This is a genomic window from Vallitalea longa, assembly GCF_027923465.1.
GTDB lineage: Bacteria > Bacillota > Clostridia > Lachnospirales > Vallitaleaceae > Vallitalea > Vallitalea longa.
Genome location: NZ_BRLB01000001.1, coordinates 311,191 through 324,680, shown reverse-complemented (window position 1 = coordinate 324,680; position 13,490 = coordinate 311,191). Strand labels below are relative to the sequence as shown.

At 34.3% G+C, this 13,490-nt stretch carries 13 protein-coding genes; 6 read left to right on the top strand and 7 right to left on the bottom strand.

All coding sequences use genetic code 11. From position 1 onward, the window contains the following. Positions 1-269 precede the first annotated feature (269 nt). Genes QMG30_RS01300 through QMG30_RS01280 form a run of 5 tightly spaced genes read right to left on the bottom strand, consistent with a single transcriptional unit; the run spans position 270 to position 5,406 of the window. Positions 270-2,858: an ABC transporter permease gene (locus QMG30_RS01300; protein WP_281811433.1), complete on the bottom strand. Its 2,589-nt coding sequence runs from the start codon at positions 2,856-2,858 to the stop codon at positions 270-272. Then, positions 2,855-3,541 carry an ABC transporter ATP-binding protein gene (locus QMG30_RS01295; protein WP_281811431.1) on the bottom strand — a complete coding sequence of 229 codons (687 nt, stop codon included), beginning with the start codon at positions 3,539-3,541 and terminating at the stop codon, positions 2,855-2,857. The genes QMG30_RS01300 and QMG30_RS01295 overlap by 4 nt, the downstream gene beginning before the upstream one ends. A 44-nt stretch (positions 3,542-3,585) precedes the next feature. Then, on the bottom strand, positions 3,586-4,614 hold the full coding sequence (locus QMG30_RS01290) for a sensor histidine kinase (RefSeq protein ID WP_281811429.1): 1,029 nt from the start codon (positions 4,612-4,614) through the stop codon (positions 3,586-3,588). After that, positions 4,604-5,287, bottom strand: coding sequence for a response regulator transcription factor (locus tag QMG30_RS01285; protein ID WP_281811427.1), 684 nt, complete (start codon positions 5,285-5,287; stop codon positions 4,604-4,606). The genes QMG30_RS01290 and QMG30_RS01285 overlap by 11 nt, the downstream gene beginning before the upstream one ends. Continuing rightward, entirely contained in the window at positions 5,284-5,406 is a 123-nt protein-coding gene (locus tag QMG30_RS01280; RefSeq protein ID WP_281811425.1) for a hypothetical protein, read from the bottom strand. The genes QMG30_RS01285 and QMG30_RS01280 overlap by 4 nt, the downstream gene beginning before the upstream one ends. Before the next feature lie 306 nt (positions 5,407-5,712). On the opposite strand from QMG30_RS01280, the gene QMG30_RS01275 reads away from it, so the two are divergent. From QMG30_RS01275 to QMG30_RS01265, 3 genes are all read left to right on the top strand, one after another. Beyond that, positions 5,713-6,582, top strand: coding sequence for an AraC family transcriptional regulator (locus QMG30_RS01275; RefSeq protein ID WP_281811423.1), 870 nt, complete (start codon positions 5,713-5,715; stop codon positions 6,580-6,582). 213 nt (positions 6,583-6,795) lie between these two features. Then, complete coding sequence (locus tag QMG30_RS01270) at positions 6,796-7,320, top strand: helix-turn-helix domain-containing protein (RefSeq protein WP_281811420.1); 525 nt, start codon at positions 6,796-6,798, stop codon at positions 7,318-7,320. A gap of 38 nt (positions 7,321-7,358) precedes the next feature. Next, complete coding sequence (locus tag QMG30_RS01265) at positions 7,359-8,147, top strand: alpha/beta fold hydrolase (protein WP_281811418.1); 789 nt, start codon at positions 7,359-7,361, stop codon at positions 8,145-8,147. A gap of 75 nt (positions 8,148-8,222) precedes the next feature. Here QMG30_RS01265 and QMG30_RS01260 read toward each other — a convergent pair whose 3' ends face one another. Then, positions 8,223-8,648, bottom strand: coding sequence for a DUF1284 domain-containing protein (locus QMG30_RS01260; protein ID WP_281811416.1), 426 nt, complete (start codon positions 8,646-8,648; stop codon positions 8,223-8,225). Positions 8,649-8,650: 2 nt separating this feature from the next. Next, entirely contained in the window at positions 8,651-9,217 is a 567-nt protein-coding gene (locus tag QMG30_RS01255; protein WP_281811414.1) for a biotin transporter BioY, read from the bottom strand. Positions 9,218-9,458: 241 nt separating this feature from the next. Between QMG30_RS01255 and QMG30_RS01250 the strand changes: the two genes are divergently transcribed. From QMG30_RS01250 to QMG30_RS01240, 3 genes are all read left to right on the top strand, one after another. Continuing rightward, entirely contained in the window at positions 9,459-10,661 is a 1,203-nt protein-coding gene (locus QMG30_RS01250) for an MFS transporter (RefSeq protein WP_281811412.1), read from the top strand. 13 nt (positions 10,662-10,674) lie between these two features. Further along, complete coding sequence (locus QMG30_RS01245; protein ID WP_281811410.1) at positions 10,675-11,223, top strand: TetR/AcrR family transcriptional regulator; 549 nt, start codon at positions 10,675-10,677, stop codon at positions 11,221-11,223. Positions 11,224-11,669: 446 nt separating this feature from the next. Continuing rightward, a complete protein-coding gene (locus QMG30_RS01240; RefSeq protein ID WP_281811408.1) occupies positions 11,670-13,220 on the top strand; it encodes an ABC-F family ATP-binding cassette domain-containing protein in 1,551 nt (516 codons plus the stop codon). The last annotated feature ends 270 nt before the right edge of the window (positions 13,221-13,490 follow it).

The window sequence follows — 13,490 nt, the reverse complement described above, 5'->3', positions numbered from 1 at the left end:
CTAATATTTTATAGCCAAAGGACTTGTATAGTCATAGGTTTTAGTATAAGCCTAAATATTTTTCATAATTAAAGTAGGCATGAATACTAGGAATCTACTATTCATGCCTTCAACTTATGATAAAAACCTGCTAATTTGGAGATAAGTTTACACTCTCATAAATAATGCTGTGAATGTAACTAGCTAACATATATCTATAAGTGAAATTAGATATACCAATAAAATTTATATAACTTCTATATGATGAATTTGTATTTCCATTGTCTAAATCAAGTCATATCATCCCTAAGTGCGTCAATAATATTCTCTTTCTTTATCTTACTGACAGCATACAGCATTGTAATGAATACAATAAAGAATACGCTCAACACGCTGATTGCCATACTGCCCCAAGGGAATACAAAATGGAAGTTGTCCATCCTTTCTACTGCCAGCAATCCTAGGTAAATCAGCCATGAGATGATTCCAGCTATTGGAAGCCCGAATAGCAATGTCCTCATGCCATAAAATACACACTCGAAACGCATCATCTTATTGAAATCTTTGTCGGACATACCGATTGAGCGGAGCATAGCAAGCTCACGCCTGCGTAGCCTGATATTCGTGGAAATAGTGTTGAACACATTGGCAACCGCAATCAGCGAAATCATAAGGACAAAAACATAGGTGAAAACATCAATGACAAATGTTATACTGCGGTATTGTTCAACTATTTCGTGCAGATTGTACAGGGTATATACAGACGTAATTCCTGTATCCTTAATAATCGATTCCATTTCAGCTATCGATTTTGAAGGATCCTTTGACAAAAAGGCTAGGCATGTTTCACCATGGGTATCCTGGGTTTCAAACTTTTCTTTGAGTGAATAGGGAGCGACCACCATAAAAACGTATGGCTTCACCTGGGAAGAGTTCTTTGGTGGTGGATCCAATGGGTATGTGTCGACAAATGTAATATTTATGCTTTGTCCTTGTTCATTCATTGGTTTGTCATTTGCTTGGGGAGCTACACTAAAATTCATAGAATTCTTAGCAAACATATCAAGTAGCTCACTGGACCCGTCTTTCTTGTTAGCACGTTTTTTAGCAACTGCAATCATTTTTGCATTCTGTCCAGTATATTCTTCCGGGGACAATCCCAAATCTTTTATAAAATCCAGATATTTGCTGTTTTCGATAAACTGGATGTCCATTGGCAGATCAACTGTTTGGTCGGATGTAGCTAAACCTGCGTATTCACGGTAACTGTCTGAAAAATCATTTGTATTGACCGAGCATGAATAGGATAAAACCGTTTGGTGAGTGCTTTCGTAAACCCCATCTATGTTTTTCAGTTTATCGTAAAGTGGGAACATTTCACTGTCATCTATGTCCTCAGTGGTAAAAAGAATGTCATGTTCCATGTCCATTATATATTGTTGTGAAAGTCGTTTTAGAGTTGTTCCAAAAGCATTTCCAGATACAAATAAAACAACACTTAAAGTAAGCGATAATACGATGCTGCGATAACGCTTTTTGTTCCGCTTGAAATTCTTGAGGGCTAGTGTTCCCTCCAAACCGTAAATACGCTGTGAGAGTTTTGACGTTCTCACGGCTTTTGATTCCGTTTGAACCTCATTGGTCTGGCGAATACTCTCCATCACGGGGGTGTTTGCGGCTTTCCTAGCCGGAATATAGGCTGAAATCAAAATAGTAATCAAACTTACCACCGTTGCCACAACAATTGCGGGGACAGACACCGACAAGGTTAAAGGTACGGTGCTGTACAGAAGACTCTTCATATTCCCTGCAACAATAGGAATTACAAGCCCGGTACTGCCTATGCCGACTACAACACCAATCGGTATACCAATTGCGCCAATGCAAAGGCCCTCAAATAGTACGGAATTTCGTAGTTGTCTTGCCGTTGCGCCCACTGATGAGAGAATTCCGAATTGGCGTGTACGTTCGTTAAGAGAAATGTTGAATGAGTTATAAATAAGAAATATCGAACCTATCATTATTATGGCAATCAAAATTCCATCAACGGTGTACATAAGCGCGTTGAAAAGGTTATTGTCAGAAACGCCCATAAAGCGTAGCACATAATCATTAAAGACATAAGTGCCTGTTTTGGCTTTACTGATTGCGTAAGCCTTTACTTGTCGTGGGTTTTTTAGTGTAACAAATATGCTGAAACTATTAACTTGGTCTTGAGTATCTGTTTTTGTTATCAACGTGTATCCTGGTGCGGAATGTTCCTCAAAACCAGGTCTTTCACATATACCCACAACTGTGTAGGTTTTCTCTTCTTCTGGCATAAGAACTTCTTTGCCCACTTCCGATTCTTCCTCGGACTGATATGGGTCGTGTTGACTCAGATTCTTGTTTTCCAATATTCGGTTTCCAACAGCAAGTGAAAGGGTGTCACCCACCTTGAGTTTAACGCCGCCCTTTATCGCTACATGGGATGGGACGAGAATCTCATTACTATTTTCAGGCAACCTGCCGGAAATCAGACTAATGGGTAAGGTATCAAAAGTTTCATTGTTGAATCCAGCGATGAAAAGATAGGGCTTTTCTGGGCTTTTACCGCCGTCAAGCGTAGCATAGCCAATATTTTCAAATGTAGCGGTGTTTGAAACTCCATTATCATGGGTTCGAGCCTCCACGAAAGAGGAATTAACATCCAAAAACTCAACGTGCCAACTCCCGTATCTAGCAGTAGAACCATTTATCAGAAAATTCAACAGAGAAGTTCCAAAGGTAGCGATTGCCGTAATCATGGCGGCGGATAGTATAACTCCGATAACAGTTACAATTGTTCGGGTATGGCTTTTTTTCATGCCTTGCAGGGTAACTTTGTTGAAAATGTTCATGAACGATTCACCCTTTCATCTCGCACTACTTTTCCGTCTGATATGCCAATAATTCTGTCAGCTTGCAGGGCAATATTTTCGTCATGTGTAACAACAATAAGAGTCTGCTGATATTTTTTATGGCTTAATTTCAGCAGATTGACTATTTCATGTCCATTTTTGCTGTCAAGACTACCTGTGGGTTCGTCGGCAAGCATGACCGCTGGGGCATTCATCAAAGCACGTCCAATGGAAACTCGCTGTTGCTGACCACCCGAAAGTTGATTGGGTAAATGCGTTTTTCGGTCTTGCAATCCAAGAAGTTCCAATAAATCATCTAACCGTTCCTTGTTGACCTTCCGCTTGTCCATCAGTATAGGCAAGGTGATATTTTCCACCACATTCAGAGTAGGGATGAGGTTGTGAAACTGGTAGATCAGTCCTACCTGTCGCCTACGGAAAATGGCTAGTTTTTCATTGGTTTGGGCATATATATCCTGTCCGTCCAAGTATACCTTTCCACTTGTGGGTACATCCACACCTCCGATAATGTGGAGCAAAGTGGATTTGCCAGAGCCAGATGAACCAATGATGGCGGTAAAATCTCCATTTTCAATTGTAAGAGAAACATGGTCAAGAGCGGTAACTTCGTTTTCGCCCTTGCCGTATATTTTGCATAGATTATCAATTTTTAAAAACTCCATTATGTGAGTCTCCTTTCTAATGGTTTACCCATATAATAGAACCTTCAGCTTACATCTCTGTGACTTTCAGGTGAGAGATTAGTCACTTTGGGGAAACGAATGGTAAATACTGCGCCGCCTTGAGGATGATTTTTTGCGGTAATCGTACCGTCCTGACGTGTTATGATCATTTTGCAGAGAGCCAATCCGATTCCATATCCTGTAGCGTTTGAATTTTTCCCACGATAAAATCTGTCAAATAGGCAGGGTAAATCTTCTTTTTTGAAGCCAGTGCCGTTGTCTTGGATTCTGATCTCGGTAAACAATGGGTTGTGCGTACAGATAATCTTAATTTTACCGTTTTCTCCTGCGCTTTCAATACAGTTTTTAATAATATTTTGTATTCCTTCCGAAAGCCAACCAGAATCCCCTTGAATAATTACCTCTTTTGGTACGTCTATCTGCAATTGAATACCGTGTAGCTCCATTGGGATTAGGAAGGGGCGAATTGCGGTACATATCAGCTTGTTCACATCTATCTGTTCACTTTGGAACACTACAATACCTGCATCCAAACGTGATAATTTCAATAGGGAGGTAATCAGCCAATCCATCTGTACAAGCAATTCTTCTGTTTCCCGTAGGAATGCTTTCCGGTCGTTTTCATCAGGGTTTTTCGCTAACAATGACAGAATAAGATTAGCTGAGGTGAGTGGGGTTCTCAGTTGGTGGGCTATGTCGGCCAACGAATCGGCAAGATGTTCTTTTTCTTTTTTCAGCGCGTCGTTCTGTTCCCGAATCCGCAAGGTCATTTTTGTTACTTCGCTATGTAAAATGGAAAGTTCGCCTTCGTCCGAATCACCAATATACAGACGGTCAGCATTATGAAGCACAAGGTCGATTTGATTTGAAATACTCGCAATACTTTTATATCTGGCTTTGGTAAACAAGAAAAACACTATGCCGATTGCGGTGGTAAAAACGATAGCAAGGATTCCAGCCTCCTTGTTTATTGCAAATCCCACTATTATAGCGGTAGTGTCCATTAAGAAGAACAAAATGGCAAACTGCCGAAACTCTCTATTACGAAGCATACTCATACCCCAATCTATACCCTGTACCGCGAACAGTCAGAATGATTTGTGGGTGTGTTGGATCATTCTCTATTTTCTCCCTTAAGCGTTTGATGTACACGGTGAGAGTATTATCATTGACAAACTCGCCTGCCGAGTCCCACAATTCATCAAGTAGTCTGCCCCTTGTAATAATACTTTTTGGGTTATTGATAAACACCAGTAATAAGCGGTATTCTAATGCTGAAAGAAATACCTCTTTACCATTTTTTTTCACAATGCCACTTGCCGTGTCCACATGAATTCCTTCAATTCTGAAATCACATCCAGAACGTCCGTTTTTTCGCAAGGCGGTTCCAATTCGTGCAATCAACTCACGGGGACGAAAAGGCTTGGTAATGTAGTCGTCTGCCCCCATGTTCAGCCCAGTAACAACACTTGCTTCATCACCGGAAGCTGTCAGAAAGATAACGGGGATACCTTGCGCTCCTTTAATTTCTGTACAAACTGTAAAACCGTTCCCATCAGGTAAAGAAATATCAATCAACGCCAAATCAAATATATTATTGGCAAGTGTAGCAAGTGCTTCACTCCGAGTAGGGGAGTGAGTGACTGTAAATCCTTCTGAGCGGAGCAAGAGCATAAGATTTCTGGCGATTGCCTTATCGTCCTCAACTAAAAATATCCGTTTCATATATTACCACCATCCTTAACTTTACTGCTATTATATCGTCTATCAGAGTAATGATACACTATCATCATGTCTGTGGTTTTCCAAATATTCACGACTTCTTTTGTCGTTACATAATCCATTTTCAATTACTCCAATGCCATTATTATATTTCTTTTGTCAGAAATATACAACTGATTCTTATGACTTATATATAAGGGCGTAGAGGATGAACTATGCCATGGGTATTCTTTTTAATACATCTTTGGAGTAATAATTGCAGATATGTTGAGAGTATGGGAAGCTCTTTTAAATAGGCAAAAACTAATATATAATTAAAACAGAGAGTACAAATTATTCAGGAGGCAGTTATACAGACAAATATAAGCAAGATAGGATAGGAAATAGTTGCCTGATTCTAGTATTATTTTACATGGAGGGTGATAAAAATGGATTTTATTCAAAACTTGCAAAAATCAATCGATTATATGGAAGAACACTTACTAGAACCAATAACTTATGAAGATGTTGCAAAGTATTTATATATGTCAAAATATCATTTTCATAGAATATTTACTTTAACTACAGGAATGTCAGCAAATGAGTATATAAGAAATAGAAGATTATCCATGTCAGGGCAGGATATTTCAATGTCTGATCAAAAAGTAATTGATATTGCATTAAAATATGGGTATAATTCTCCAGAAAGTTTTTCAAAAGCATTCACAAGATTTCACGGAGTTTCTCCTAATGTCGCTAGACGTGCAGGTGTGAAATTAAAATCTTTCAATCGCCTTCTTATTAAAATTAAATTTGAAGGAGGCACTATCATGGATTACAGGATAGAAAAGAGAGAAAAATTTTGTCTGCTGACTAAGGTTACAGAGTTTAGAAACGAAATCATTTCAGAAGAAGGTAATACAGAAATTCCAGATTTTTGGAAGAAATGTGGTGAGAATGGTACATTTGACGTGCTAAAAGAAAATACTGATCTACATGATGTATATGGTGTTTGTGCACCAATAACAAAAGACAGTAAATACTTTAAGTACGGAATAGGTATGGAATTCAATGGAAGTGATGTACCTGACGGATATACCATATGGAAGGTAAAACCTACTCTATGGGCAGTATTTAGATGTATAGGAGAGACTCCCGATTGTATTGGGGAAACATGGGATAGAATATTTAAAGAGTTTCTACCTGGTTCAGAATATAGTATGCTGGATGACACTGATTTTGAATTATATTCTAGTAACACAGAAAAAGACTGCTTTTGTGAAATATGGATTCCTATTGAGAAAAAAGCATGCATCTAATTATAGTTGTCATAGAAATTGATATCAGTCAATGATTTCAAGATTATTTGTAAGCAAGGTGACTTATTATAAGAGAAGTCACCTTGTTTTATGTTGGAAAAAAATATGATCTGTTTGTTTGAAGTTAAAAGAAATGATTAAATATATTGACAATCTAAAAAATTAGACTATAATAAAAAAATAGAATGCAATAGTTAAAGGAGAGGAAATCAAATGAACATTGAAAAATTGATACTGAATCCTGCCAGGCTCAGAATACTACAATTTATTTTATCAAACGAAAGGACAACTGTTTCATCGATTATGGAAACACTTACTGATATCCCAAGAGCTACTATTTATCATCATATGAAGCTTTTAGATGAGAATGGTCTTATTCAAGTAGTGGAGGAAAAAAGGGTAAGAAATACCATAGAAAAGGTTTATGCCATGAATAAGCAAAACAACATATTAGAACATGACAATCCATCTAAGCTTGCTACTGGATTTTTTATGGAGCTTTTACAAGAACTCCAATTTTATTTAAGTAAATCTGATACAGATTGTGTTCAAGATAAGGTTTTTTTCAACACTGCACTTATAGCAGTTACAGATGAGGAATACGATGTACTGCTAAAAGAAATTAAAGATATTCTTGAAATGTATATTAAAAATAAAATGACACCAGAGAGAAAATTACGGAAGCTATCAATGATTTCAAGTTTCCCTGTAGATAAGATCAAGGTAGGCATAGAATAATACAAATATATGGTAATCTTTAGAAAGGATGTGTTAACATGAAATTCCATGAATTCGGAAATCCTGAAAACCAACATATCATGCTGATTCATGGTGGTGGAAATGCATGGTGGAATTATCTAAGACAGGCACGAAAACTATCGGAAAAGTACCATGTTATATTACCAACTATGGATGGACATGGAGAGGAATTCGCAACCGATTATATTTCAACTGAGGATACTGCCGATAAGCTATTGAGTTATATTGAGAAAAAATGTAACGGAAAGTTATTCGCGTTGTGTGGTGTATCAATGGGAGGTCAAATTGTTATAGAATTACTTTCTCGCAAAGCAGATTTAGCGCAAAAGGCAATAATTGATGGTTCTGTCTGCTATCCTGTGCCAAATGTAAAAAGGTTTTGTATTACAACCGTTAAGCTTTTTAGAAGATTTTTATTCAGTGAAAAAGCTTGTAAATTTCAACTTGCTGCTATGTCTAAAAAGTTACCACAAAAAATGCTTTACCCTAAGGAAATACAGGAATTATATTTACAGGACATGCCAAGACTGAGAAAAGAAACTTTATATGCAATGTATCGTACCTATATGAATTATTCCATCAAGGATAGTTTAAGAGAGTGTCAGGCGGATGTTATGTATTGGTATGGAGAAAAAGAAATGAAATGTGTAAAAAAATCTGCCAAGCTTTTTCAATCCTACTTAAGAAACTGTAAAATCTATGAAGCAAAGGAGTATGGTCATGGGTATCTTGCAGTATATTTACCTGAAGAATGGCTGGAACTTGCAGAGGATTTTTTTGAAAGTGTACCTAAATCAGATTATTAGAAAGTATACTTTATATTTCATAAACAAAACCTCCTTGGCTTATAATTTCACCAAGAAGGTTTTCCTATAAACTGGTTATACCAGGTTATATTTCTCTTTCAAATCTAAAAGTCCCTGTCTACAATATCCTAATTGTCTCCATTCACAATTTTTACACAATTTATTCAAGTGCTCTAACTTAAAATCTAATGCAATCTTCTTTTGCAATTCGGTCCAATTATGTAAAGAGTAAGGTTGTATATCAAGAATATCCAAAACCAAGTGGTCCATTTGTTTTATACGTTTATTTGCTTCAGTATCTTTATTAGTACAATATTTTTCCCCTTTTCTATTAGGACAAGCGCTACACAGAATATCAATATCATCAATGACTCTAACATTTAGATCCGGATTCATTTTTATTAGGTACATAACATTACTCATGACTGAGGTAAAACGTTCGTCGTATCCTTTACCTTTGTAACCTAAATTACAAATAAGATGATGTCCTCTGATTCGCATAATTACACCTGTACTTGTAATAAATTTGCTTTAACTAAGCCATCTCTCGCAAAATATGCAACAATTGATCCAAAAACTACTTTTATTAGATCAAAAATTATAAATGGAGCTGATGCGACACCGAAAGCTTGACCTAAAGATACATTTTGTTGAACTGAGAATTGAATAACTCCACAACAATGAATAATTATTAGACCGAATATCATTGCAAATAAGATAGTAATATATCTTGATGACCCATTATGTATAAGAGGTAAAGTTTTTTCTGTAATTTTCCCTATAACAAATGAAGAAATAATGAAACCAATTAAGAAACCACCTGTAGGTCCTACTAGAACCCCAACACCTGCACTTCCTCCAGCGAAGATTGGAATTCCTACCAGACCTAATAATACATATGTCAATTGAGACAAAGCACCTATTTTGCTTCCTAAAATAACTCCTGAGACAGTTACCGCTAATACTTGCAATGTAAAAGGAACAGGCGTAGGTAATGGAATCTGAAATATTGAAAGTATACCAGTAATTGCTGCAAATAAAGCTGCTAAAATTAATTCTTTAGTATTCATGAATAATCCCTCCTATATATTCATAATGATAGTATACCCTCTAACTTATTGTACGTCAACTAATTTTAAATATAGGTTGACAATTGAGATTAAGATATTTTATTTTTAGATATAGTTTATTTCATTAAAGAATACTTGTGTAGTTATAAAATATTCTATTGACAGAAATTAAATAGAGCACTATAATTACTAGGAAACTAATAACACTATAATAGTTTTCTACATGAAAGAAGGCTTTAACATGACGAAAGAAACATTTGAAAAGAAAGAATTATTATTTTTGATTACTATCAGTTTAGCTTTAGGAATAAGGCAGATGACTATGACAATGGTAATGCCTTTTATATCTACATATGGTAAGACGTTGGCTTATAGTAATTCAATCTTGATAGGAGTTGCATTAGGGATATTTGGACTGACTCAAGCTATTTTTCAAGTTCCATTTGGCATATGGAGTGATAAGTTAGGTAATAAACCAGTAATATTAATAGGTCTTTTGCAAGTTATAATCGGATTATTCATCGCTTTCCTTTCAGAAAATATTTATTTGCTTATTTTTGCAAGAGCTTTACAAGGTAGTGGAGCAGTTCTTGCAACAGGATATTCATGGGTCAGCAGTAGAATAGATAGTGAGAAAAGACCACAAGCGTTCAGTTTCCTAGGTATGATTATTGGATTTGCTGCTGCATCAGCATTTGCGTTAGGTCCTATAATAAATAATTATTTATCAGTAAGTGAAATGTTTTTAGTTTGTTCAATACTTATTTTTGTGGTTTGGATGATTATATTGCTATTCTTAAAGGATACATCTGGAATCAATAGCGATTCATCTAGTAATAATGAAACTAAGACTAGTATTCTAGCAGGTATTAGAATTTTATTGAAGAATAAATGTTTTTTGGGACTGAATTTTGCAGGATTCATAAATAATTATATAATGGTAGCAGTATTTTACATAGTTCCAATATATCTTGATGAATTAGTTGGGACAAGTGGTATGTGGAAAATCTTTATGCCTGCTGTCATTATTGCTATAATATTTATGAAAAAATCTATTAAATTAGTTTCAAAAGGATATGGATTGAATTTAATCAAATTGGCATTTGTTTTAAGTGGTATAGGGATATGCTTTTATTTTAACAGTAAATCATTCGTTTCAATATTGATAGGAAGTATATTATTCATGACGGGATACATTTTAATCGCTACAATCGTTCCCACTATAGCAAATGATATTGCTGAAAATAGTTATAGAGGTACAGCAAATGGTATAATAAATAGTTTCCAATATATAGGATCTTTTGTAGGTTCTGTAATTACAGGTATATTATGGAGTAGCCATAATGATATTGAGTTGTATTTAATTATCGCTATTTCTATTATAGGTGTCTTGGCAACATTATTAACCGAAAATAAATCTAATAGAAGAGTAAAAATTCAATAGGGGGGTAATCAATGTGAAAGAAACAATAATGAAAATGGCAGTCGAAAAAATACAGATATATGGATTAAGAAAGTTCACTATGGATGAAATTGCTTCGGAACTGAAAATCAGTAAAAAAACTATCTATAAATATTATAAAAGCAAAGAAGACATTATATTGGAATATATCAATACAATAATAGAAAGTGATAAAAAGTATACTTTGAATGCTCTTGAAGAATCAGATTTACTTGAGGATAAATTACATTCAATCATCTATTCATATCATAAGTATAAATTACCAGTTAGTATATTAGATGAGATTCATAAGTTTTATTATAAGCAATGGGAGAAAATACAGGAATTAAAGACTTTTAAGATAAACATTATAGAAGATGTATTAAAAAAATCAATAGATGATGGAATGATTAAGAATGATATAAATCTTCATCTCATCAGTACAACTCTTGAAAGTGTTAGCAATACCTTTCTTGATTATAAATTTTTAAGTGATAATAACTTAACTCTAAAAGATGCAATGAATGAAGTAATCAAGATTCTATTATATGGAATATTAAAATGAAGTACCAAGGGTCTATTGAATATTCAAATAATTGTCATTGACTTAAATATTGACTTATATTATAATCTTTTATATAAGGATGTGTTTAATATGAGGACATTGGAAGCAAAACCAATAATTAAAAAATGAGGCTCTGAATATTTTTAAGAAATTAAAATACCTATTATTCAGAGCCTACAGTTAGGAATTAATAATTTTTTGAATGATAGTATGGAAACCCATGCTTATTTTTCGTATAAATCTTTAATGCTAATATAAAGGCTCAATGAAGCCTTTTTTTTGTTATAGGAAAGTCCTACTTTTAAGCATATGAAATAGGAGCGTTTTCATATGCGCTAAGGAAACTTTCCTAACGACAAATCCGCTATGCGGAACGAGGCATAGCCTCTTTTGTTTTGTTGTATATTTTTAGAGGCTGAAGGCCTCTTTTTTTTAGGAGTGATTTTATGAGTTTATTAGAAGTAAAAGACATATCTATGTCTTATGGAGAAAAGATATTATTTGAAGAAGGAAGTTTTGAATTATATAAAGGAGAACATATGGGACTTGTAGGAGATAATGGATCAGGTAAATCAACCTTGTTAAGTATACTCCTTGACAAGGAACTACCTGACATTGGAAGTGTCATATGGCAGAAAAATATTAAAATAGGATATATAGACCAATATTTGAAATCAGAAGGGAATATTACTGTTTATGAATATTTGAAAACATCATTCAAAGAGTTATTTCAATTAGAAGAAACATTGAACAATTTATACGAAGAACTTTCAGAAAATTATAAGGAAAATTTAATGAAGGAGATAGGGGACATTCAAGATGAACTAGAATATAGACATTTCTATTCTATTGAAAGTAAAATCGATAGAATTGTTTTAGGACTGGGAATCAATTCTTTTGGAGTCAATACAAAACTAGAAAATCTGAGTGGAGGTCAGCAGACGAAAGTTATTCTGGCTAGACTATTACTAGAACAATTTGATGTATTATTATTAGACGAACCAACCAATTTCTTAGATTATGACCACATCCTTTGGTTAAGTGAATACCTGAAAGAATTTCAGGGAGCTTATATAGTAGTTTCTCACAATCTGGAATTTTTGAATGAAATAACTAATTGTATTCTGGATATAGAATTCACCAAGATAAGAAAATACTATGGTAACTATGAAAGATTTCTGAAGCTTAAGGAAGAATATAGAAATAACTACATTAGAAACTATAATTCTCAACAGGAATATATTAAAAGAACTGAAAGCTATATAAGAAAAAACAAAGCAGGGGTTAATTGTAAAATGGCGAGAGGTAGGCAAAAACAACTAGATAGAGTAGAAAGACTCTCAAAACCCAATAGTAAGAAAAAACCAATGATTACTTTCAGGCAAGATTTGGCTTTTAGGAAAATTGAGCTTATGGATCTTGAGGTAGGCTATGATTATTCACTTCTACCTAAATTGAATCTAAAATTAAATAGTGGAGATAAAATCGCAATTACTGGATTTAATGGAATCGGTAAATCTACTCTTTTAAAAACCATTGTAGGAGTATTAGATCCAATCTCAGGAGATATAGTGTTCTCGAAAGATACGAAAGTCTCCTATTACGAGCAAGACCTTAATTGGGAAAATCAAGATATGAATGCTTTAGAAATAGTGGGCTTGAATTATCCGGATATGAAAACAGAAGAGATAAGGAGAGAATTGAGTAAATGCGGAATAGGAGCGGAAGATTTAACACAGCCTATCAAAACTCTAAGTGGAGGAGAACAGTCGAAAGTTAAACTTTGCATTATGACTCTGAAAGAAGCAAATATTTTGATTCTAGATGAACCCACTAACCACTTGGATAAAGATACCAAGATTAGTTTAAAAGAAGCTCTATTTAATTTTAATGGATCAGTTATCGTAGTATCTCATGAAAAATCTTTCTATGAAGATCTAGTAGACAAAGTATATGCTGTAGCTTGTAACAAACAACAAAAAATTAAAAACAACTAGAAGATATGGTACTACGAGATTTTGTATAGAAACATAATCCAAGAATATAAGACAGTTTCTTAACTGAAGCTGTCTTTCTATATGTAAAAGAAGATCATATTGAAATTATTATATTTGCTTATAGAAGCAAGTATGATTATTATATGATAATAAAACATTCTAATAATTAATATTGACTATCATTATCATTTGTATTATACTTGTTATGAAATATTATGATTTATAAGTAGTGTATCAATATGAAATTTAGCGAGTTATATTGATATATAA